General features: G+C 65.8%; 23 protein-coding genes. 11 read left to right on the forward strand and 12 right to left on the reverse strand.

Translation table 11 applies throughout. The annotated features are described in order from the left end of the window. Positions 1–54: 54 nt before the first annotated feature. The 7 genes from VGV58_RS25305 to VGV58_RS25335 all read right to left on the reverse strand — a co-directional run bounded on the left by VGV58_RS25305 (position 55) and on the right by VGV58_RS25335 (position 7,214). Complete coding sequence (locus tag VGV58_RS25305) at positions 55–1,197, reverse strand: ABC transporter permease (RefSeq protein WP_326876828.1); 1,143 nt, start codon at positions 1,195–1,197, stop codon at positions 55–57. Continuing rightward, a complete protein-coding gene (locus VGV58_RS25310; protein WP_326876829.1) occupies positions 1,194–2,126 on the reverse strand; it encodes an ABC transporter ATP-binding protein in 933 nt (310 codons plus the stop codon). The genes VGV58_RS25305 and VGV58_RS25310 overlap by 4 nt, the downstream gene beginning before the upstream one ends. Further along, positions 2,123–3,079, reverse strand: coding sequence for an HlyD family secretion protein (locus VGV58_RS25315; protein WP_326876830.1), 957 nt, complete (start codon positions 3,077–3,079; stop codon positions 2,123–2,125). The genes VGV58_RS25310 and VGV58_RS25315 overlap by 4 nt, the downstream gene beginning before the upstream one ends. Next, positions 3,076–3,747, reverse strand: a complete 672-nt coding sequence (locus VGV58_RS25320) for a CerR family C-terminal domain-containing protein (protein ID WP_326876831.1) — start codon at positions 3,745–3,747, stop codon at positions 3,076–3,078. Before VGV58_RS25320 ends, VGV58_RS25315 begins: the two co-directional genes overlap by 4 nt. 358 nt (positions 3,748–4,105) lie before the next feature. After that, entirely contained in the window at positions 4,106–4,819 is a 714-nt protein-coding gene (locus VGV58_RS28890; RefSeq protein ID WP_414644098.1) for an LON peptidase substrate-binding domain-containing protein, read from the reverse strand. Then, positions 4,816–6,072 carry a flavin-dependent oxidoreductase gene (locus tag VGV58_RS25330; protein WP_326876833.1) on the reverse strand — a complete coding sequence of 419 codons (1,257 nt, stop codon included), beginning with the start codon at positions 6,070–6,072 and terminating at the stop codon, positions 4,816–4,818. The genes VGV58_RS28890 and VGV58_RS25330 overlap by 4 nt, the downstream gene beginning before the upstream one ends. Continuing rightward, positions 6,069–7,214 (reverse strand): DJ-1/PfpI family protein, encoded by a 1,146-nt coding sequence (locus VGV58_RS25335; protein ID WP_326876834.1) that lies wholly within the window; start codon positions 7,212–7,214, stop codon positions 6,069–6,071. Before VGV58_RS25335 ends, VGV58_RS25330 begins: the two co-directional genes overlap by 4 nt. Positions 7,215–7,302: 88 nt before the next feature. Between VGV58_RS25335 and VGV58_RS25340 the strand changes: the two genes are divergently transcribed. After that, entirely contained in the window at positions 7,303–8,274 is a 972-nt protein-coding gene (locus tag VGV58_RS25340) for a GlxA family transcriptional regulator (protein WP_326876835.1), read from the forward strand. 27 nt (positions 8,275–8,301) lie between these two features. Continuing rightward, positions 8,302–8,826: an imm11 family protein gene (locus VGV58_RS25345; protein ID WP_326876836.1), complete on the forward strand. Its 525-nt coding sequence runs from the start codon at positions 8,302–8,304 to the stop codon at positions 8,824–8,826. Between the two features lie 15 nt (positions 8,827–8,841). Here the strand turns inward: VGV58_RS25345 and VGV58_RS25350 are convergent, their stop codons facing one another. The 4 genes from VGV58_RS25350 to VGV58_RS25365 all read right to left on the reverse strand — a co-directional run bounded on the left by VGV58_RS25350 (position 8,842) and on the right by VGV58_RS25365 (position 10,842). After that, complete coding sequence (locus VGV58_RS25350) at positions 8,842–9,174, reverse strand: YciI family protein (RefSeq protein ID WP_326876837.1); 333 nt, start codon at positions 9,172–9,174, stop codon at positions 8,842–8,844. 285 nt (positions 9,175–9,459) lie between these two features. Next, complete coding sequence (locus VGV58_RS25355) at positions 9,460–9,987, reverse strand: hypothetical protein (RefSeq protein WP_326876838.1); 528 nt, start codon at positions 9,985–9,987, stop codon at positions 9,460–9,462. 30 nt (positions 9,988–10,017) lie between these two features. Then, entirely contained in the window at positions 10,018–10,404 is a 387-nt protein-coding gene (locus VGV58_RS25360) for a hypothetical protein (RefSeq protein WP_326876839.1), read from the reverse strand. Positions 10,405–10,713: 309 nt separating this feature from the next. Continuing rightward, a complete protein-coding gene (locus VGV58_RS25365) occupies positions 10,714–10,842 on the reverse strand; it encodes a hypothetical protein (RefSeq protein ID WP_414644099.1) in 129 nt (42 codons plus the stop codon). Positions 10,843–10,873: 31 nt separating this feature from the next. Between VGV58_RS25365 and VGV58_RS25370 the strand changes: the two genes are divergently transcribed. The 8 genes from VGV58_RS25370 to VGV58_RS25405 all read left to right on the forward strand — a co-directional run bounded on the left by VGV58_RS25370 (position 10,874) and on the right by VGV58_RS25405 (position 19,723). Continuing rightward, positions 10,874–11,062: a hypothetical protein gene (locus VGV58_RS25370; protein ID WP_326876852.1), complete on the forward strand. Its 189-nt coding sequence runs from the start codon at positions 10,874–10,876 to the stop codon at positions 11,060–11,062. Between the two features lie 186 nt (positions 11,063–11,248). Then, positions 11,249–11,755, forward strand: coding sequence for an RNA polymerase sigma factor (locus tag VGV58_RS25375; protein WP_414644101.1), 507 nt, complete (start codon positions 11,249–11,251; stop codon positions 11,753–11,755). 94 nt (positions 11,756–11,849) lie between these two features. Beyond that, positions 11,850–12,803, forward strand: coding sequence for a FecR family protein (locus tag VGV58_RS25380; protein ID WP_326876841.1), 954 nt, complete (start codon positions 11,850–11,852; stop codon positions 12,801–12,803). A 101-nt stretch (positions 12,804–12,904) separates the two neighbouring features. Then, positions 12,905–15,331: a TonB-dependent siderophore receptor gene (locus tag VGV58_RS25385; protein WP_326876842.1), complete on the forward strand. Its 2,427-nt coding sequence runs from the start codon at positions 12,905–12,907 to the stop codon at positions 15,329–15,331. A 7-nt stretch (positions 15,332–15,338) separates the two neighbouring features. Beyond that, a complete protein-coding gene (locus tag VGV58_RS25390; protein ID WP_326876843.1) occupies positions 15,339–16,226 on the forward strand; it encodes an ABC transporter substrate-binding protein in 888 nt (295 codons plus the stop codon). After that, a complete protein-coding gene (gene fhuB, locus VGV58_RS25395) occupies positions 16,219–18,195 on the forward strand; it encodes a Fe(3+)-hydroxamate ABC transporter permease FhuB (protein WP_326876844.1) in 1,977 nt (658 codons plus the stop codon). The genes VGV58_RS25390 and fhuB overlap by 8 nt, the downstream gene beginning before the upstream one ends. After that, positions 18,192–18,911, forward strand: coding sequence for a siderophore-iron reductase FhuF (fhuF, locus tag VGV58_RS25400; protein WP_326876845.1), 720 nt, complete (start codon positions 18,192–18,194; stop codon positions 18,909–18,911). Before fhuB ends, fhuF begins: the two co-directional genes overlap by 4 nt. Next, complete coding sequence (locus tag VGV58_RS25405) at positions 18,908–19,723, forward strand: ATP-binding cassette domain-containing protein (protein ID WP_326876846.1); 816 nt, start codon at positions 18,908–18,910, stop codon at positions 19,721–19,723. The genes fhuF and VGV58_RS25405 overlap by 4 nt, the downstream gene beginning before the upstream one ends. A gap of 237 nt (positions 19,724–19,960) precedes the next feature. Here the strand turns inward: VGV58_RS25405 and VGV58_RS25410 are convergent, their stop codons facing one another. Then, positions 19,961–20,359, reverse strand: a complete 399-nt coding sequence (locus VGV58_RS25410; protein WP_414644100.1) for an aldehyde dehydrogenase family protein — start codon at positions 20,357–20,359, stop codon at positions 19,961–19,963. On the opposite strand from VGV58_RS25410, the gene VGV58_RS25415 reads away from it, so the two are divergent. After that, positions 20,258–20,632 (forward strand): DDE-type integrase/transposase/recombinase (locus VGV58_RS25415; protein WP_414644103.1); only part of this gene is annotated, 375 nt, incomplete at its 3' end. The genes VGV58_RS25410 and VGV58_RS25415 overlap by 102 nt on opposite strands.

A 20,632-nucleotide genomic window follows, 5' to 3' on the forward strand; every position in this document is an offset into this window, starting at 1 on the left:
GTCACTATTATTTTGCAAGTAACAATGCCAGGCGGAGTGCGCCGCCCTGCCTGATCAATCCAACGTGCTCCTGAACCGCATCAGCGCGATGCCGGCATAGATCGGCACGAAGATGGTGAGATAGAACACCTCGAGGCCGATATCGCCGAGATCGGCCCCCTTCAGCATGATCGCGCGCACGACACGCAAAAAGTGCGTCAGCGGGAAGATCTCGCCGAGCCACTGCGCCCAGAGCGGCATGCCGGCATAGGGGAACATGAAGCCAGAGAGCAGCAGCGAAGGCAGGAAGAAGAAGAAGGTCAGCTGCATCGCCTGGAGCTGCGTGCGCGCCATGGTTGAGATGGTGTAGCCGAGCAGCACCAGCGCCAGCACGAAGATGGTGACGCAGGTCAGCAGCAGCCCGAGGCTGCCGAGGAAGGGCACGCCGAAGAGCAGCTTCGCCGCCGAGAGCACCACCGCGACCTGGACGCTGCCGACGGCGAGATAAGGCAGCACCTTGCCGAGCATGATCTCGCCCGGCGTCGCCGGCATGGCGAGCAGGTTCTCCATGGTGCCGCGCTCGATCTCACGGGTCAGCGCCATCGCCGTCATCATCACCATGGTCATCTGCAGGATGACGCCGAGCAGGCCGGGCACGATATTGTACTGGGTGATACCCTCCGGATTGTAGCGCCGGTGCACCACGAAGGAGAGCGCGCTGTCGCTCTGCTCGCGCTTGAGTTCGTCAGTGCCGAGCGCCCGCGTCAGCGCCCGGCTGGCGATGGTCTGCAGCGCGCCGACGGCGTTGCTCGACGCCGCCGGATCGGTCGCATCGGCTTCGACCAGGATGCGCGGCTCGTCGCCACGCTCGACCCGCATGCCGAAATCGCTGGGGATGGTGACGAGGAAGGAGATCGCGCCGCGCGCCATCAGGCTCTCGGCCTCGGCCGCGCTCTCCGGCCGCTTGACGAAGCGGTAATAGCCGGAGACTTCCAGCGCCGCGACGACGGAGCGAGTGTAGCGATCCTGCCCCAGCGCCAGAACCGCCGCCGGCAAGCCCTTGGGATCATTGTTGATCGCATAGCCGAACAGCAGGAGCTGGACGATCGGCACCACCAGCATCATCGCGAAGGTGATGCGGTCGCGCCGCATCTGCACGAACTCCTTGGCGAGCACCGCACCGAGACGGCCGGGCGAGAACAGGGCAAGCGCGCTCATGCCGCTCTCCCCTCGGCCTGCGCCTTGGCCATGAACTGGATGAAGACGTCCTCCAGGCTGGTCGCGTCCGGCTCGACGCTGATGCCAGGGCGCCCCTTCAGATGCGCAAGCGCCTGTTCGAGTTTGGCCTTGTCGGTGCCGACCACGTGCAGCGTCGTCCCGAAGGGCGCGACCTGCTCGACGCCGTCCGTCTTCGCGAGCTCGGCGATCTCGGCCGGCTTGAGCGCGCCATGGACGACATAGGTCGAGAGGCCGGAGCCCTTCACCACCTCGTCGACCGTGCCGGTCGCCAGCATCCTGCCATAGGCGATGTAGCCGATGCGGTGGCAGCGCTCGGCCTCGTCCATGTAATGGGTCGAGACCAGCACGGTCAGCCCGTCGCCGGCGAGTCGGTGGATCTCGTCCCAGAATTCGCGCCGCGCCTTGGGATCGACACCGGCCGTCGGCTCGTCGAGCAGCAGCAGCTTCGGCTGGTGCATGATGCAGGCGGCGAGCGCTAGGCGCTGCTTCCAGCCGCCCGAGAGCGTGCCGGCGAGCTGGTCCTTGCGCGAAGTCAGGCCGAGATTGTCGAGCGTGCGCGCCACGGCGTCCTCGACCGGCTTCAGCGCGTAGAGCCGGGCGACGAAGGTCAGGTTCTCCTCGATCGTCAGATCCTCGTAGAACGAGAACTTCTGCGTCATGTAGCCGACCTGGAGCTTGATCTCGGCGCTCTGGGTGCGGACATCGAGGCCCAGCACGGTGCCCTCGCCGGCATCCGGTGTGAGCAGGCCGCAGATCAGCCGGATCGTCGTGGTCTTGCCGGAGCCGTTCGGCCCGAGAAAGCCGACGATCTCGCCTTCCCTCACGGCGAGATCGACATTGTCGACTACGGTGCGTTTGCCGAAACGCTTGGTCAGGCCGCGCACATCGATGACATTGGCGTCGCTCACCGCCGCCCCCGTAGCATCACGTCGACGATCTGGCCGGGCTGGAGCCGTGTCGCCGGCCCCCCCTCGGGCCGCGCCTCGACGAGATAGACCAGCTTCTGCCGGGTCTGCGCCGAATAGATCACCGGCGGCGTGAACTCCGGCTCCTGCGAGACATAGGAGACGGTGGCGGAAAGCCCCTGCGGACAGCCGGAGCAGCGCACGTCGAGCCGCGTGCCGACCGTGGTGCCAAAGAGCAGCGCCTCCGGCACGTAGAGCATCAGCTTGACCGCGCCATCGGGCAGGATCGTCAGCGCCGGCGCGGACGGACCGGCGAGTTCGCCGGGATGGCGCACGAGATCGGTGACGATGCCGGCCGCCGGCGCCATCAGCCTGCGCTGGCCGAGCCGCCACTTGGCCTGGTCGAGCGCGGCCTGTGCCTGCTCCACCTGATTGCGCGCCGCCCTGATCTCCTCCTCGCGCGCCGCCAGCCGGGCGACCGCCAGATTGGCGGCGGTCTCGCGCACCCGCGCCACGGCGACATCGCGTGCCGTCTGGGCCTGATCGAGATCGGCCTGGGTCGAGACACCGCGGCGGAAGAGGTCCTGCCGGCGCTCCAGCGCCCGCTCCGACTCACGCTCCTGCGCCTTGGCCGAGGCTGCGACCGCCTCGATCACCGCGATCTCCTCCGGCCGCTTGCCGCTGAGGAGGTTGGCGAGCTGCGCCTGTGCCTGCACCAACCGCGCCTCGCTTTCGGCGACGGCGTTGCGGGCATCGTCAGCCTGAAGTTCAGCGAGCAGAGCGCCAGGCGCGACGCGCTCACCACGCCGGACCGAGACGCTCTCGATCCGGGCCGTGTCGATCGGGCCGAGCCGGACATACTCGCCCTCGACATAGCCGACGACGCGGGTCGTCGGCGGCGCACAGATCCCGAGCGAGGCCGCGAGGGCGAAGGAGCAGATGAAATCGAGGATCATGACGCCTCTCCCCTGCAGGCGAGAATGCTGGCGCGGACCGAGCGCCTGACGGTTTCGCCGATGGCACGCGCCTCTTCCGGGCCGATGCCGTCCCAGCCCATGCGCCGGGTCACCGCCGGCCGCGCGATACGGAAATAGACGACCTGGCCGATCGCTGCGAAGACGGCCAGCCGCGTCGCCGGCGCCTCCGGCTCCATGCCGGTCGCCGCCGCCCAGACCTGGCAGACCCGGCGATGCACAGGCTCGAACAGCCCACCATAGATCGCCTCGAAGGCCGGGCTCGGCGTCAGCATCTCGCGCACGACGAAGCGGGCGATCATCTCGCTCTCCGGCACCGTCGTCAGGAAGGTGACGACCCGGTCGATCAGCGCGAGCAGTTGCTCGGCAGCGACGTCACGATCGGCAGCATCGATCGCCATCGAGACTGCCGGCGCTCCACCCGCCAGCACAGCCTGCATCCGGGCGATAATCGCCTCGGCGCAGGCCTGCCGGAGCCCGTCCTTGCCACCGAAATGATAGGCGATGCCGGCGCTGTTGACCTTCGCTGCCTGGGCGATCTCGCGCGTCGAGGTGGCGTCGAAGCCGTTGCGGCCGAACAGGTCGAGCCCGGCGCGGATCAGCGCCTGCCGCGTGCCCTCGGCGTCCTTGAGGATGGATGTGCGTGCCATGGCGGGAGCATAGCATCAACCCATGATTCAATCAATCGATTGATTGAATCATTCTCTCCGTTGCCGCACGGGGCACAGAGTTCTCAAGATGCAGAAAGTTTGTCACCAACACGCATATTCTGTCACCGCGGCGCAGTTAGTTTGTCACCTAGCCCAAAAACGTCAGCGTCTCGCCGCCGCGCTCCTGCGCAAGACAGCCATCAAAGGACGCCGTTCGATTGAATGCCCGCGCGCCCGATCCGCGCCAACACCGGGCGTCGAGACATTGCCGATAAGCGGACCTCCAGGGGCACTTCTCGGCCTGGCCGGAGCGGCTCAGCTCAGGCGAGCTTGTTGTTTGCTCTGGTCACAGCCAAGATCAGCGGAGTTGCGCAAGACTCGCTGCTCGCAAGATGAGCGGAGCCATATCGACCGCAAGCGAAGCCGGAGGATGAGCTGCGTCCAACAGCTCGCTCAAGAGCTGAAGTCGATCGAGCAACGAGGGTGCTTCAAGGAGCGCTTGCCTCTGAGCGACTGGTATCCAATGCGGGGGAGAGTCTTGACCCAGATATGAAAGTATGACCCACGGCAACGATCGGATTCCCGCGAGGCGATCGGCCGGGGCGCCTGCCTGGACAAGTTTGGTGGTGACTGCGGGCAATCCCGCATGGCGACACAGAGTCTCGAACCGGAGCAAGGCACGGTCGTAGAGTGGACGAAGCTCGACATCGTTCGTCGGCGGATCCTCCCAAGGCTCGATTGTCACCCGGTAAAAGCCTTCCTGCTGCACGGCGAACTCTCGCAAATGCACTCGCTGCAGCGCTTCGACGAAAATTCGGACGACGCCCTGCGACATGATCTCCGCATCAACCAAGACTGCCCTCACGCCCACCCCGTAAACCGACGGCCGGCCCAACATGTCGCCCTCGGGGTCACGCAATGACGCAAAGATGAGATGGCCACCGACTGACGCCGCTCTTGCCGCGGCAATGGATTCGGGGCGCCCCAGGCCGAATGTCCGCGCCATCGGAGGGGAGAGCAGAACGCCGCCACCCAGCGGAAGCAGGGGATACTCTGTGGCCTGTCCTGTCATCTGACGCCCACCCCCGCCCCTTTCGGATTGTCCGCGGCAAACCCGGCCAGGCTCGCATAACCGCGGACGACTCGCTCGCGTTCCACGTAGGAGGCCACCGCCTCGACGTCGTCGAAGCCGTCGGGCGCCCGGGCCTCCACGAGATCGATCACGCCTTCCGGCCCGCCTTTCCGGTTGGCATGGACGATTTGGGCCATGGCCGGACGGCGCTCCGCGTCGTAGGCGCCAAGCGCGACCTCCACGGATCCATGGGTCCGCAGGTATTCCGCCAGGCAATGTGCATCGAGAATGGCCTGGCTCGCACCGTTCGAGCCGACCGGGTACATGGGATGGGCGGCGTCGCCCAGCAGCGTGACCCGTCCGAACGACCAGCGCGGCAGAGGTTCCCGGTCGCAGTTGGAGTATTCATGAAACACGCCGGTGGCGCGGATGATCTCCGTCGGATTGACGTAATCGAGATGGAAGCGGTCACGGACGAACGGCAGGACTTGTTCGAGCTCGCCCGGCCGGCTCCAGTCGCCAAGGGTCAGGTTCCGGGGGGCCGTCTCGCGAGGTCGGGCCATCACGGCCCAGTTGGTCAGGCGCATGGCCGGATCGTCGGGATCGTTTCCGATCGGATAGAAGACGAATTTGGCGTGGTTGCCGCCGGCGATCGCCATGGTGCGGCCGTCCTGCCATTGCGGCCAGCGTGTGGCGCCGCGCCAGAGCATGACGCCGTTCCAGATCGGCGACCCTTCATCGGGATAGAGCTTAGCGCGCACTTTGGAGTGAATCCCGTCGGCGCCGATCAGCAGATCGCCGCGGGCTTGCAGCGTCCTGCCGGCTTCGGACAGGAAAGCGGTGACCTTGCTTCCGTCCTGTTCGAAGCCCATCACGCTGCAACCGGTACGGATGACGTTCTGCCCCAACCGGTCGATGACCGCTCGATGGATCAGGCCCAGCAGCCTGCCGCGATGGATGCTGAATTGCGGGACGGCATGGCCGGCATCGATGCCGCGCAACTCCCGCCAGACGATCTGGCCGAACCTGTTCGCATAGATCAGCTCGCGGGTGCGGATCCCGGCCGCGTCGAGCGCGTCGAGCAGTCCGAGCTTGGTCAGTAGGCCGACAGCGTGCGGCAGCATGTTGATGCCGACGCCGAGCTCGCGCACCGCGTCGGTACGCTCGAAAATCTCGACCTCGATTCCGGCCCGGTGCAGGAAGAGCGCGGTCGTCAGGCCACCGATGCCTGCGCCTGCGATCAACGCCTTCATCGTGCTACGCGAGGCTGCGGATATTCGAGCTGCATCGCGACGATACCGGCCGTGGCTTGCCCATATCGGGCTCCGATGGCTTGCAAGGCGTCGTCGAGAGCTTCGGCCGGCCTTCTGCTTGTCCATTCATGGGGCAATTGCCTGCCGGTTGCCGCCACGCGATCCGGAAGGAGGCGGATACCACCACGCGTCGTCATGGCGGCCGGGGACGTCGCGAGCAGCTCAACCCGGGACCGATAGGTGCGCGACCACGCATCGGCGACGAGTGCAAGCGAGACTTCGTCGAGCCCCGGTGCGAGCACGATGCCGAAACGCTCATGGCTCCAGACGGCGAAACGGTTGCCCAGTACGGTCGCGGCGAAGGGACGTGTCAGCCTGAAGGCGCTGCTGTCATGCCGGGCATCCCAGGGGCTCATCCCCAGATCCCGGGCAACCGCTTCCGCCTTGTCCCTTCCGGCGACCGCCTCGACCAATGTCAGCATCATCGGCATCGAAGCGGTGATGCCGGTGGTCGTCGCGACGCCCCGGTCCATCACCATGCGCCGGTCGGCGACGTAGCGGATCGATGGACGGCTCTTGAGGAGGTCCTTGAGATAGTACCAATGGGTGGTCGCCCGTCGCTCATCGAGGAGCTCGGCGGCGGCAGCAACCTTCGCGCCGGCACAGATGGCGATGATGACAGATCCGCCCTGTGCCTGCTTGCGCAGCCAAGCCATCACGGCCGGATCATCGTCGCGGCTCATGGCCGGAACGATCACATAGTCCGGCCCTTCCGGGTGTTGCGCATCGAAGACTTCGATCGTCGCATCGGCTTCGACGGTTAGTGCCGGATAGAGTTGGACCGGGCCGGGCTTCGTCGACAGCGTCACCACATCGGCGATATCCGCCCGCCGCAGGATGCCCGTCGGCATCAAGTAGTCGGTCGTCTCCGTCGCATCGTTGAGGCTGACCACGGCGACGAGGGGCCGCGTGCGCTTTGGCGGTTTCAGCGCCGCCAGCAGGGCGTCTGTTTCCGCCTGCGGGACGGGCGGTGGCGAGAAGGCGCTGGGTGCCGCCGGCAAAGTCGCCAGCCACAGTCCCAAACCCGCCAACGGCAGGACGACAAGGGCTAGTCCCACCCAGATGAGATCGCGCATGGGCATCCGCCACTCCGATCGGGCGTTGCGTTCATCGTCAGGCTATCGAGGGCGTTACCTGGCGGGAATGGCATAAACATGGCATTTTCTGCCAATGCATCGTCTCGTCTTCGTCGTTTATCCGGGCTTCGAGCTTCTCGACATGTCCGGGCCGGCTTCCGTCTTCACCAGCGCCAACCGCAGCCTCGGGCTGAGCGGGAAGCCGCCCTTCTACGCGGTCGATCTCGCATCGGCCGCGGGTGGGCCGGTGACGAGCAGCAGCGGGGTTGTGGTCGAGACGCAAAGCCTGGAAGAGCGCGCCCGCGGAGCGCTCGACACACTCCTTGTCGTCGGCGCCGAGCGCGAACATGTGCTGCCGGTTCTCGCGGATTCCGCCTGGTCGGCATGGCTTCCGCAGCTGGCGGGCAAGGCGCAACGATTCGGCTCGGTCTGTTCCGGCGCCATCATCCTCGCGAGGCTCGGGCTGCTCGACGGGCGTCGCGTCGCCACGCATTGGGATGCCTGCGCACCACTGGCCGCTGCGTTTGCGTCCGTCACCGTCGATCCCGACTCGCTCTACGTCGTCGACGGCCAGCTTTGGACCTCGGCCGGCGTGACCACCGGTATCGACATGGCGCTCGCCATGGTCGCGCAGGATCTGTCCGCCGACATTGCCGGCGAGGTCGCCAAGCGGCTCGTGCTCTATGCGCGCCGCCCCGGTTACCAGTCCCAGTTCAGCCCGCTGCTTCAAGCGCAGGTCAAGGCCGATAGCCCTTTCGCCGAGCTGATCGCGTGGATCCTCGAAAACCTCGCTTCCACCTTGGACGTTCCCGTGCTGGCGGATCGCGCCGGCCTGAGTGAACGGACGTTTCATCGCAAATTCGTCGCCGCCATCGGCGAAACACCGGCCCGCTTCGTCGAGATCGCGCGTCTCGATGCCGCGCGCCTGCTGCTCTGCCGTGGGCTGTCGCTGAAGTCGGTTGCGGCCGAAATCGGCCTGTCCCCGACGGCACGCTTCTCCGAAGCCTTCGAGCGCCGCTTCGGCATCGCGCCGCGCCTGTTTCGCGAGATGCATGCGGAGTTCTGACGATTGATTCGCCGGGAGAGACGAGCGATGCCGCTGACCGTCTACAAGTTCGAGGTCGTCGAAGGACAGGAATGGATATTCCCGGCTGATGACGACGATTACGAGACCTTCTCTGCGATGGACGGGCGCGTCATTCAGGATTGGATCGCCCCAGTCATGAAACTGGACACGGCAGATCGGACCTATTCCGATTTTCCGTGGCTGGGCGAACACGTCCCGATCCTGAAAAGGCCGGCCGTCGACGCGCTGGCGCCGGCTCTTGCCGCATACGGACAGCTTCTGCCTCTGAAGGGCGAAGAGGTCTGGCTCTTCAATGCCACGACGATCCTCGATCCCCTCGGCCATGAGCAGTCGCGAATCGTCCATTTCGACGATGGAGACATCCTCGACATCGAGGGTCACGCTTTCCGGCAAGAGAACATCGGAACCGCCGAGATCTTCAAACTGCCGATGCGGGCATCGCCGGTCTATATCACCGACCACTTCGTCGAACGGATCCGTCGTGCCGGACTTCGCGGCGTCTCGTTCGCGCCTCTGTGGACGTCATCTTGAAGCGATGAGCTCGCATCAAGGCGTCTCCTTCAACGGCCAGACTTCCACAACGCCGTGTGCAACAGCGCACGGCACGAGCGAAACCTTCTCGATGGCATCGGCCAAGTCGGCGGCTTCGATGATGGCGAAGCCCGCGACCGGCAAGGCTGACGACATGAAGGGGCCATTGCAGGTTTCCATGCCGTGCATCTCCGGATTGCGGACCTGAACCGGCGTGCCGGCGATTCCCATTACGGCGCCTTCGGACAGCAGTTTTGCGTCCTGGGCATGCGCGACGTCCCTGATCGGCCGGGGCGTGCGATCATAGCCGGCCGGTTCGCCATATCCGATCGTGATGAACCTGGGCATGGTTCCATCTCCTTTCGGTGAAGGCGCGTCCGAGGCCGCTACGGCATCATCGACGGCCTGCGCGCGGCCTGAATCCGCCGAGGCAAAGATCGACGCCGCGCATCACGCGTAACGCGGCATACCATCGGGCCGATAGTCGAGCACAAGGACCTCGCCATCGAGGATCCGATGATCCTCGAGCTTGAATTTCTGGTCCGGCGTCCTCTCGAAGAACGGTTCGACGCCGGACTGCAGCAGGATCTTCGGTCATCGCTCTTTCTCCTCAGCATGCCGGCGGCAGCGGCCCTACTGAGCCGGCAATGCGATCCAAAGCTCCCTGGCGAACCCTCTCTGATCGAGCTGTCGCGTGGTTCCCGTCGCTTCTGCCTTCCCGTTGCGACACCGATAAGCGTGGGTGGTGTCGTGACCAGTCGCATAGGCCGGAACGCCCCCTGCATCGGGATTGTCCCGGCAAAACGTGTCGGCGCCGGGATTGTCGCGCTGCGCGTTCATTTTGGCGCAGGGCAGGTTCGCACCCACGAAACAGACCATGACCTTGCCGTTCATGCAGCGGTACTGAGCCTGCGTCGGCCACGACTCTTCTCCCGGCACGTCTTTGGCGTTGGGAAACAGCTTCCTGAATGCCGAGGCCGTACGCGCGCGAAGCGATGGATCGTAGTCTCGAATGGTGTCGTCATTGCCCAGGCGGGCACAGACGGCGGCAAGATCGGCTCCGGGCGCAGCGCGGACATGGTCATCAAAATCCGGCAAGGGCAGAGCGGCGGCAGCAACGCCGAGCGACCAGATCAACCCGATTGTGAAACGCGGCGTCATCTCCTCCTCCTGTTGCCGAGACGGCTCCGGTCAGCATCGGCGATAGCGTTGCGGTTTGACGGCGATCCACGAGAAACCCTGGAGCACGAGATCGATTTCGTTGGCGGCATGCTGCCGCAGAACGACTTTTCCGGATCTGACGGGACTGCCTCCCTTGAAGCACTGTGCGTCGAGCGTCAGGCTCGTCCCTGAACGGGTCGACCGACCCAGCTTGCAACCAATTTCGTAGAAACTGAGATCCGTGGCTGAAATGGTCAGCACATCCACCTCGCCGCCGACCGGCTCGCATCGCCCGGGATGGCTGGACCATTTGCCCCGCAATTCCGTTGGCATCTCAGCGAGAACCGGCAGCGGATTTCCCAACGCTCCCATAAGGCATAAGAGGACGAGCTGCCGCAGTCGATGACGATATCGCATGGTTTCCTGCTCCTTATCGGCCGGAGCCCAAAGAGCCTGGCAGCAACCACGAATGGGCGCCGCCGACTTCGCCCCCTCGAGAGATGGCGACCTTCATTCGAGCCTAACGGCATGGGCCGATGGGCGGGTATGACAAAGACATAGAGATTTCTGCCATTTCGCCACGCGCCTTCAGCGGCATGCAGGGCCCGGACTTTTCGACGTCTCCGGACCAGACGTCCTTTCAAGTCATGGCGGTATCCATCGCCTTTGCTAGCCTCGCCGCCGACATCACGCTGAAATTTGACTGCGGCCCAGGCCGGTCTCGGATCAGCGCAGTTGTTGGTTGTCGATCAGGATGTGATGGATTTCAATACGCGCGGGCAATTCAATCAGCAGCTCGGCGTCGCGATCGAGGTGATGCACCTTGATCGGGTCGCCTTTCGTAAACGCGGTCATCGACCCCACGTCGACCCAATAGGATATGGTGGTGATCCATCAGGTCGGGTTCGAGGCCGGCGAGCTGACCCAGCCGATCACATACGGGCTGGTCGAGCCTGGCTACGATGTCGTCTGCATGGGCGCGCGTCAGGTCGCAGCGGCGCGCTCGGTTGACGAAACAAGACGGATCGTTTCATCGCGATGCCTGGTCCGCTCCGGCAGTCTAGAAACCCTCTAAATCATTGCGATTGCGTCTCTTTTTTGAAGCCGTTATGCGTGCTGCGCACGGAGCCGGTTTTACATTGACGTCGCTGGATCGCCGTTCGCTTGACCGACCTTGGGGCAATCGCTCCGATCTCGGCTGTTGGCTGGTTTTCGCGCATGCATGCCGGCGAAGTGCATGAGCGAGGTGAGGTTCGCGCCGATGAATGCCGCTGCCTTCGAGACATTGCACCGCGTCGAGGAAGGGCGCCTGCGGCGCTTCTTCATGCGCCGGCTGCGCAACCGCGAGGATGCGGCGGATGCGACGCAGGAGACCTTCGTGCGCCTGCTCGACATCGCGCCGCGCACGGTGATCGAGAACCCGCAGGCCTATCTCTTCCAGATCGCGAAATCGGTGGCGCGGGCGAGCACGCAGCGGGCGCGGCTGGACAGCGCGCTGTTCCTCGTCGACGGGCAGGTCGAGGAGCGCGCGGAGGAGGCGCCGGGTCCCGAGCGTGTCGTCCAGAGCAGGCAGGCGCTCTTGATGATGGCCAAGGCCATCGAAGCGCTTCCGGCCCGCTGCCAGGAGGTCTTCATCCTGAGCCGCCTGCATGGCCTCGCCAATGGCGAGATCGCGCGACTGCTGGGCATTTCGCGCAATATGGTCGAGAAGCACATCATCAAGGCGCTGCTGCGCTGCCGCGACATCCGCAGCGAGATTTTCTCCTGAACCCAGGTCAGGAGTCGACGGCTCCTGCGCTCTACCTCGGATGGAAGCGTTCGCGGAAAGCCGCGCCGTGGTTGATCGCTCGGCAGGAACAGGCATGGCTCAACGAGACGATCATTCGCACGAGGAGCGTCGCAGCGAGGAGGCGGCGGGATGGGTCGCGCGCCTGCAGTCGAGCGACGCAACGGCGGCCGATCGGGAAGGGTTCGCGGCCTGGTGCGCCCGCAATCCGAAGAATGCCGAGGCTTATCAGGACCTCTCCTCGCTCTGGGGCGAACTCAAGGAAGCCCCTGTTCCCAAGGACCGCCTGCGGAAGCTGCGCGCCGCCCGCCGCGCACGCCGAGCGGCAACGCTAGGAATATTGTTGCTGGCAGTAACCGGATTGGGTGTTTCGCAGACCGGATGGGTCGAGCGCCTCCAAGCCGATCACAGCACGGGTGTCGGCGAGGTCCGGAGCGTCGCCCTGCCGGACGGGTCGCGTGCGGTCCTCAACACTGACACTGCCTTGCGCCTGCGCTTCGATGGCTCGCGCCGCCAGGTCGAGCTTCTGCGCGGCGAGGCCTATTTCGAGGTCGCGCCGATGCCGGCCCGCCCTTTCGTCGCGGTTGGAGAGACGCTCGAAGCCACCGCGCTCGGGACCCGTTTTGCCATGCAGCTGTCGCAAGGCGGCCGCGGGCCCGAGGTCGCCGTCGAGGAGGGCCGCGTCGCCGTGCGCAGCCGGGAAGCGCAGGTCGAGCTGAAGGCGGGCGACGAAGCGACACTCGGCAGCGATGGCCGGCTCATCCTCTCCCGTCCCGACGTCGCCGAGCAGGTTGCCTGGAAGGACGGCAAGCTTGTCTTCTCGGATCGTCCGCTGGCGGAGGTTCTGGCGACGCTGGGCCGCTATCGGAGGGGAAGCATCCTCGTCCTCGACGAACGCGCTGCCCGCCAGCGCATCTCGGGCATCTTCGACGTGGCCAACACTGACGAGGCGCTGGCCACGCTGGAGGCGAGCCTGCCGGTCAGCGTGACGCGTTTGACCGGTCTGATGGTGATCGTGCGCTCACGCTGAAAAAAACTTTGCAACCAAGGTCAGGAGGGCAGGTGCGCCGAGCTCTTACCCATCGGAGCGGCGCGCAGAAGGCGCGGCCGGGCTGGTGCAAGAGGGTGACGATGGCGACGGTTGGCGTGGTGCGCATGACAGCATCCAGGATGCTGCGAGCCGCAGCGATGGGCGTGTCGCTGGCGGCGGTGACGGTTGCTTTTGCCGTTCCGGCCACCGCGCAGCAACGCCGGACCGTCGCGATCTCGGTGCCGGCCGGCCCGCTCGAACAGGCGCTGCTCACGCTCGGCAGGCAAGCCGGCCTGCGCCTCGTCTTCCCGACGCCGCTGACCAAGGGCAAGGTCACCTCCGGGGTTGCCGGCGAGATCGCGCCGGAGGCCGCCGTCGCGGCGCTGCTGGCCGGCACGGGGCTGACCTATCGCTTCACGGCGCCCGGCAGTGTGACTATCGAGCGCCCGGGAGTCGCCGCCGCCTATTCGCAGGCGGGTGGGGCACTATCGCTCGACACGATCGAGGTGCAGGGCGAGACGGCCTGGGGACCGGTCAACGGCTATGTCGCGACGCGCAGCGCCAGCGGCAGCAAGACCGACACGCCGCTGCTCGAGACGCCACAGTCGATCTCGATCGTCACGCGCGACCAGATCCGGAACACCGGCGCGCGATCCGTCGCGGACTCACTGAGCTACACCGCCGGTGTCACATCGCAGTCGTCGCTGTTCACCCGCATTGCCGACGACTTCATGGTCCGTGGCTTCAACGTCGCCACCGGCAACACCGGCAATCTGCGTGACGGCATGAAGCTGCAGTCGAATGTCTATGACGGCAGCCAGGAACCCTACGGGCTCGAACGCGTCGAGGTGCTGAAGGGCGCCGCCTCGGTGCTCTACGGACAGCTCTCCCCGGGTGGCGCCATCAATGCGATCAGCAAGCGCCCGACACCGACGCGCTTCGGCGAGGTCAATCTCGAATATGGCAGCTACAACCGGCGCCAGCTCTCCGCCGACCTCGGCGGTCCGCTGACGGCGGACGGCCAGTTCTCCTACCGGCTCACTGGCCTGGTGCGGAAATCGGACACGCAGGTGGACCATGTCCGCGACGACAAGGTCTATATCGCGCCAGCCCTGACCTGGACGCCAAATGCGGCGACCTCGCTGACCCTGCTCGGCTACTACCAGCGGGTCCGGACGCGCTTTGCGCCGCCGATGCCCTATGCCAATACGCGCTTCAACCAGATTCCGCGCGATCTCTTCATCGGCGAGCCGAACTATGATCGCTACGACGGCGATCAATATGCGCTGGGGTATCTGTTCGAGCACCGTTTCAGCGACAACCTCAAGCTCCGGCACAGCCTGCGCTATTTCCACGCCGACCTGGCCTGGGACTACCTGACCTTCGGCGGGTTGCGGGCCAATGGACGGATGCTCAACCGCGGCGTCAGCGACCGCGACGAGACCTCGACCGGTTTCACCACGGACACCTCGCTCGAGGCCAAGTTCGATACCGGCCCGATCAAGCACACGCTGATCGCCGGGCTGGACACCTATCGGCGCACCTACGACTCGCACCGGCGCAACGGCACCGTCGGCCCGCTGGCCGACATCTACGCCCCGGTCTACGGCACGACCTATCCGACGCTGGGAGCGGTCGACAACGGCACCGACAACCTCAGCAACCAGTACGGCGTCTATCTGCAGGACCAGATCAAGATCGCCGACAAATGGGTGGTCGTCCTCGGCGGCCGGCATGATTGGGCGGATACCCGCATCCGCCGATATACCAACAACAGCATTGTGAAGTTCGACGACAGCGCCTTCACCGGCCGCGCCGGCCTCGTCTATCTCTTCGACAACGGCTTCGCGCCCTATGTCAGCTACAGCCAGTCCTTCGAGCCGCAGATTCAGACCGACAGGCTGGGCAACGCCTTCAAGCCGACCGAGGGCGAGCAGTTCGAAGCCGGTATCCGCTACCAGCCGCCGGGCACGAACGTCCTGTTCAGCGCGGCGGTCTATGACCTCAAGCAGAAGAACGCGCTGACGCCGGATCCGGTGGCGCCCTTCGCCTTCTCGGTCCAGACCGGCGAGGTGCGCTCGCGCGGCGTCGAGCTCGAGGCCAAGGCCAGCTTCGACCGCCTGAACCTCGTCGCCGCCTATTCCTATACCGATGCGCGGACGACCAAGAGCAACGACCCTGCCGCGCTCGGCCAGCGCGTCGAGCTCGTGCCTTATCACTCCGTCGCGTTCTGGGCCGATTACGAGCTCTCCGGCATCGGCCTGCCGGGCCTGAGACTCGGTGGCGGCGTGCGCTATCTGAGCGGGACCAATCTGATCGGCTATGCCTATGACGTACCGGGCCGCACGGTCGTCGACGCGATGCTGAGCTATGATTTCGAGAAGCTCGCGCCCGCGCTCAAGGGCATGGCGCTGCAGGTTTCGGCCAAGAACCTGCTCGACAAGCAGTTCATGACCTGCGCCGGCTCGACTGGCTGCCGTTACGGCGATCCGCGCACCGTCTCGGCCACGCTCAGCTATCGCTGGTGAGCCCGGCATGCTCTCCCGGCGCACCGTGCTCGCGGCCGGCACGGCGGCATTCATGCCCGCCGTCGCCCTGGCGCGCGAGGGCGACCTGCGCATCGTCTCGATGGATCTCTCCTTCACCGAGATGCTGCTGGCGCTGGGGGCCCGACCGACGGCGATCGCCAATGTCCCGCTCTACCAGCGGCTGGTCAGTGTCCCGGCCGCGCCGGCCGATGCCGTCGATCTCGGACCGCTGACCGAGCCCAATCTCGAATTGCTGCAGTACCTCAAGCCCGATCTCATCCTCGCCGCGTCCTGGCAGGCCTCGGCGCTGGCGCCGCTTGAACGCATCGCGCCGGTTCACTGGCTGCCGACTTTCGCGCGCGGACAAGGACCGCTCGACTTCACCCGCGATCTCCTCGCGCGCATCGCCGGGCTCGCCGGTCGTGAGGCACAGGCAGCGGCGCTGCAGGGCGAGGCCGATGCGGTGTTGGCAGAGGCGAAGGAGCGCCTGCGCGCCCAGGCCGGCCGCCCGGTCTATCTCCTGCGCTTTGCCGAGGACGGCCGGCGCACCGCGATCTTCGGCGGCGCCAGCATGGTCGGCGACGTTCTCGTCCGGGCGGGCCTGCGCAACGCTTTCGCGGGACGCGCCAATATCTGGGGCACAGCCTCGATCGGGATCGAGCGACTGGTTGAGGCGCCGGAGGCCGTGGTCATCCATTTCGAGCGCGGCGCCGAGACCGCTCGTGCCATGAGGCGGCTGGCCGAGAGCCCGATCTGGAACGCGCTGCCGGCGGTGCGGGCGGGACGTGTACTCGGCATGCCCGTAATATATCCCAATGGCGGCACCGTTTCGGTGACTCGTTTCGCGCGGCAACTCGCGGCCGTGCTCGCAGGGGTGCCGGCAGCTCATGGCTGACACCAGCGCCATGAGGCCGCCCTTGCTGGCCGCGGCCATGGCTGCCGTCGCCGCTGCCCTGTTCTGGCTCGCGCTGATGGACGCTGTTCCGCCGGAGCAGCGCTGGATGGCGCTCTGGTCGCCCCTGGCGGATGATCTGCGCCAGCTCTTCGTGCATTATAGTCTGCTGCCGCGCCTGATCGTCGGGCTGCTCAGCGGCGCCGCGCTCGGCCTGGCCGGGGCGTTATTTCAGCAGGTGCTGCGCAATCCCCTGGCGGAGCCGGGCACGCTCGGCGTCTTTGCCGGTGCCAAGCTGGCTCTCGCGGCGACGACGCTCTGGGCGCCCGGCCTGTTCGGCTACGGCTTTGAAGCCGTAGCCGTCCTCGGCGGGGCCGCCTCAATGGCTCTGGTCATGCTGCTCGCCTGGCGCCAGCGCTTCGATCCCCTCGCGCTGATCCTAGCCGGCCTCGTCGTCACGATCTATCTCGGCGGCATCAATGCCATGCTGGCGCTGTTCCATCAGGAGGCGCTGCGCGATCTCTTCGTCTGGCAAGCGGGCTCGCTCAACCAGAACAACTGGCTGGCGGTGCGAGCCTTGCTGCCTCCTTTCGTGGTCGCTGCGGGGCTCGCTGCCCTGCTCTTGCGGCCATTGACCGTCCTGGCGCTGCAGGATGACGTCGCGCGCGCCATGGGCCTGTCGTTGTCGCTGACGCGGCTGGCCACTCTCGGTCTCGCGGTGCTGCTATCGGCGCTCGTCGTCGCTCATGTCGGCGTGGTCGGCTTCATCGGGCTCGCCGGCCCGCTTCTGGCGCGATTGTCAGGCGCGCGGCGACCGGGCGCACGCCTGGTCTGGAGCGCCGCCTTCGGTGCGCTGCTGCTCTGCGTCGCCGACCAGGGGCTGCAGGCGCTGGGGCCCGCGCTCGACCTGCCGACCGGCACGATGACCTCGCTGATCGGCGCGGGCCTCGTTCTCTGGATGCTGCCTCGGCTGCGCGCCGGCCACGATCCGCGGCCGAGGCCGGAGTCGGGTTCCGCGCGCCTCGGGCGGCCATGGCTATTGATCCTGTGTGCGCTGCCCGTGCTCGCGCTGGTCATCTGGGTCGCGCTGTCGCTCGCGCGCGTGCCGGGGGGGTGGCATTGGAGCAGCCCTGCCGAACTGCCGAGCTATCTGCCCTGGCGGGGGGCACGCATGACTGGCGCACTGGCGGCCGGCGCGCTCTTCGGCCTGGCCGGAACGCTGCTGCAGCGCCTGACCGGCAACGCCATGGCGAGCCCTGAACTGCTTGGCATATCGTCCGGTGCTGCGCTTGGTCTGATCGCCGTCGTTTTCGTCTCTGCACTGCCGACCACGGCACTGACGCTCGCGGCGGCAACGTCGGGCGCCTTTGCCGTGCTCGCGCTGATGCTCTGGCTCGGCCGGCGCTCGGCCCTATCGCCCGAGCATGTCCTCCTGACGGGCGTTGCGCTCAGCACCCTGGTGGCGGCGCTGACCGCAACCCTGCTGGCGATCGGCGATCCGCGCATGATCGTCGTCCTCAACTGGATGGCGGGCTCGACCTATCGCGTCACCTCCGAGCAGGCACTGATCGCCGGAGCGACGGTCGCGTCTCTCCTCGCGGCGTCGCCGCTGATGGCGCGTTGGCTGACCATCTTGCCGCTCGGCGAGGCCGCTTCGCGCGCGGTCGGCATGCCGCTGGCGGCTTCGCGGCTTGCCGTTCTGCTGGCGACCGCGCTCGCTACCGCAGCCGGAACCCTCATCGTCGGTCCGCTGAGCTTCGTCGGTTTGATGGCGCCGCACGCCGTCCGCCTGCTCGGCTTCCGCCAGTCACTGCCGCAACTCGTCGCGGCGGCACTCCTGGGAGCGGTGTTGATGGTCCTTGCCGATCTTGCCGGCCGCATCGTCGCTTTTCCCTGGCAGATCCCGGCAGGTCTGGTCGCGACCTTCCTCGGCGGCAGCTATTTCATCGCGCTGATGTGGAGACAGCGATGATTCCAGCTTTCGCCTCGCTCTTCAGCGGCGACCTCGCCGCCTATGGCGATCGTTTCGCATTGGCGAGCGAGATGGCCCCATCCTCTCCCGGCAGCGACCTCGTCGATCCCGAACGCCTGACGGAATTGCTGGTGCGGTTCGGCAGCCGGCGCTATCCGGGTGCCGATCGCCGGGCCGTGACTTCGCTCTGGGCCAAGTACCATTTCGCAACCCTGCTGCCGCCCTTCCTGGCGATCGCCCTGCTCGCCGAGCAGGAGCTCGATGTCGACATCGAAGCCATCGGTTGCACCTTTTCCGATGATGGCGCGACGCAGTCGATTCATCTGCGCGATGCGGGCAAGCCCGCAGCCCCGGCAGATGCCGTCGAGCGTTTCCTGCCACTGATGGACAATCATCTCGTTCCGGTGATCGCCGCGCTCGCGACCGTGAGCGGTGTCTCCCGCAAGGTCCTGTGGAGCAACGCCGGCAACATGTTCGACTTCATCGTCAGGCGTGTGGAACAAGCCGTCGGCAGTCGGCAGCCGGTAGCGGATGCACTGGCGCTGATGGCGACGAGACGGTTGCCAGACGGCAGACCCAACCCGCTGTTCGACCCTGTCCGCTATCCCGACGACAGAGACGGGCCAAAGCGCCTCCGGCGGGTTTGCTGCATCCGCTACCTCATTCCCGAGCTAGGTTATTGCTCGACCTGCCCGCTGCCTGACGCAAGATCATGACTTCGACGGACCATTCCACCAAGCCCCATGCCGGGAATGGCGAGCTGTTCGCGCTCGAGGCGGTCAGCTTCTCGATCTCCGGGCGTAGCCTGCTACTGCCGCTCAGCCTCACGCTCCCAGCACGCCGTGTCGTCGGCCTGATCGGACACAACGGTTCCGGCAAGTCGACGCTGGTCAAGCTACTCGCCCGCCAGCAGCCGGTTTCGTCGGGTACGATTCACTACGAGGGCATGCCTCTGAGCGACTGGGGGGATCGCGCCTTTGCTCGCAAGGTCGCCTATCTTCCACAGCAGACGCCGGTTGCCGCGGGCATGCTGGTGAAGGAACTCGTGGCGCTCGGGCGATATCCCTGGCATGGCGCGCTCGGCCGCTTCGGAGAGGCGGATCGGCTAAAGGTCGCCGAGGCGATGGCGCTGACGGATGTCACTCCCCTCGCCGGCCGGCTGGTGGATACGCTGTCGGGCGGCGAACGCCAGCGCGCCTGGCTGGCGATGTTGGTTGCCCAGGATGCCAAGTGCCTGCTGCTCGACGAGCCGATCTCGGCCTTGGATATTGCTCATCAGCTCGAAGTGCTCTCGCTGATGCGGCGACTGGCCGATGAACGCGGGCTCGGGATCGTCGTCGTTCTGCACGATGTCAACATGGCCGCGCGCTTCTGCGACGAGATCGTCGCGCTTCACAGCGGCAGGCTGATCGCCCGCGGTTCGCCTGACGACATCATGAAAGCGCAGACTCTGCAGGCCATCTACGGAATCTCGATGAAAGTGATCTCGGATCCCGATCGGGGGCGGCAGATGTGCTTTCCCATCTGATTTGCGTTAACTCCGCTGCGCAGCCCATCGCTCGCTGTATCGCCCGGAAGCAGACGCTCCAGACGTCAGGAAGGGGCCGGCTTGGGCCGCAGCGTGGTCAATCCAGATTGAATGCCGGAAACCGAACGTTACCCGTGTCCGATATGGGCCAAGGGCGAGAGTTGACTCTATGCTAGAGGCAAATTTCTCTCGCCGATTTATAAATAAAGATCAATAGTAGATGACATCATGACTTATTCAAATATAGATCTGGCCCGAATTCGACTCGGTGTAGGAGTACAATTCTTGCAAGCCGCGCTCGCGGCCGATACCGCTGTTCTTGTAGCCACCAAAGGTCAGAGCCTTCGTATTCGCTGTTGAGCCGTTGACCCAGATGTAGCCGGTCTCAAGTCGCTTTGCGACGCGCAGCGCCTGACTAATATCGCGACTCCAGACGACCCCTGTCAGCCCGAATTCCGTCGCGTTGGCCATCGCGAGAACTTCATCCTCATCCGACCAGGGAAACACCGACAGGACGGGCCCAAAGACCTCCTCCTGCACGATGCGCATGCTCTGCGTCACATCGGCGAAAACCGTCGGCTCGTACCAATAGCCTTTCTCGAAGCCTGGGCCGGTCGGGCGCTTGCCGCCGATCACAAGTCGCGCTCCCTCCTCCAGCCCGATCCGAACACCGACGCGCTCATCATGGCGATCTGGCGTCGAGGCAAGCCGGACGCGCTGCTGCACCACTCGGATCAGGGCAGCCAATACACCAGCCAGCACTTCCAAGAGTTGCTGGCCGAAAACGGCGTCACCTGCTCGATGAGCCGCTCAAGTAACGTCTGGGACAATGCTGCCATGGAGAGCTTCTTCTCATCCCTAAAAACCGAGCGCATCAGGGACAAGCGCTACCTGACCCGTGACGCGGCC

Origin of the sequence: Allobosea sp., assembly GCF_035944895.1 — a bacterium.
Lineage (GTDB): Bacteria > Pseudomonadota > Alphaproteobacteria > Rhizobiales > Beijerinckiaceae > Allobosea.

Excerpts from the sequence above, each read along its gene's own strand:
- VGV58_RS25375 (WP_414644101.1), top strand. The coding sequence starts at position 11,249 with ATGAATGCCGCTGCCTTCGAGACATTGCACCGCGTCGAGGAAGGGCGC.
- VGV58_RS25365 (WP_414644099.1), bottom strand. The coding sequence starts at position 10,842 with ATGACCGCGTTTACGAAAGGCGACCCGATCAAGGTGCATCACCTCGAT.
- VGV58_RS28890 (WP_414644098.1), bottom strand. The coding sequence starts at position 4,819 with ATGACAGGACAGGCCACAGAGTATCCCCTGCTTCCGCTGGGTGGCGGC.
- VGV58_RS25305 (WP_326876828.1), bottom strand. The coding sequence starts at position 1,197 with ATGAGCGCGCTTGCCCTGTTCTCGCCCGGCCGTCTCGGTGCGGTGCTC.
- VGV58_RS25405 (WP_326876846.1), top strand. The coding sequence starts at position 18,908 with ATGACTTCGACGGACCATTCCACCAAGCCCCATGCCGGGAATGGCGAG.
- VGV58_RS25355 (WP_326876838.1), bottom strand. The coding sequence starts at position 9,987 with ATGACGCCGCGTTTCACAATCGGGTTGATCTGGTCGCTCGGCGTTGCT.
- VGV58_RS25385 (WP_326876842.1), top strand. The coding sequence starts at position 12,905 with ATGGCGACGGTTGGCGTGGTGCGCATGACAGCATCCAGGATGCTGCGA.
- VGV58_RS25380 (WP_326876841.1), top strand. The coding sequence starts at position 11,850 with ATGGCTCAACGAGACGATCATTCGCACGAGGAGCGTCGCAGCGAGGAG.
- VGV58_RS25320 (WP_326876831.1), bottom strand. The coding sequence starts at position 3,747 with ATGGCACGCACATCCATCCTCAAGGACGCCGAGGGCACGCGGCAGGCG.
- VGV58_RS25330 (WP_326876833.1), bottom strand. The coding sequence starts at position 6,072 with ATGAAGGCGTTGATCGCAGGCGCAGGCATCGGTGGCCTGACGACCGCG.
- VGV58_RS25345 (WP_326876836.1), top strand. The coding sequence starts at position 8,302 with ATGCCGCTGACCGTCTACAAGTTCGAGGTCGTCGAAGGACAGGAATGG.
- VGV58_RS25315 (WP_326876830.1), bottom strand. The coding sequence starts at position 3,079 with ATGATCCTCGATTTCATCTGCTCCTTCGCCCTCGCGGCCTCGCTCGGG.
- fhuB (WP_326876844.1), top strand. The coding sequence starts at position 16,219 with ATGGCTGACACCAGCGCCATGAGGCCGCCCTTGCTGGCCGCGGCCATG.
- fhuF (WP_326876845.1), top strand. The coding sequence starts at position 18,192 with ATGATTCCAGCTTTCGCCTCGCTCTTCAGCGGCGACCTCGCCGCCTAT.
- VGV58_RS25340 (WP_326876835.1), top strand. The coding sequence starts at position 7,303 with ATGCATCGTCTCGTCTTCGTCGTTTATCCGGGCTTCGAGCTTCTCGAC.
- VGV58_RS25390 (WP_326876843.1), top strand. The coding sequence starts at position 15,339 with ATGCTCTCCCGGCGCACCGTGCTCGCGGCCGGCACGGCGGCATTCATG.
- VGV58_RS25335 (WP_326876834.1), bottom strand. The coding sequence starts at position 7,214 with ATGCCCATGCGCGATCTCATCTGGGTGGGACTAGCCCTTGTCGTCCTG.
- VGV58_RS25350 (WP_326876837.1), bottom strand. The coding sequence starts at position 9,174 with ATGCCCAGGTTCATCACGATCGGATATGGCGAACCGGCCGGCTATGAT.
- VGV58_RS25360 (WP_326876839.1), bottom strand. The coding sequence starts at position 10,404 with ATGCGATATCGTCATCGACTGCGGCAGCTCGTCCTCTTATGCCTTATG.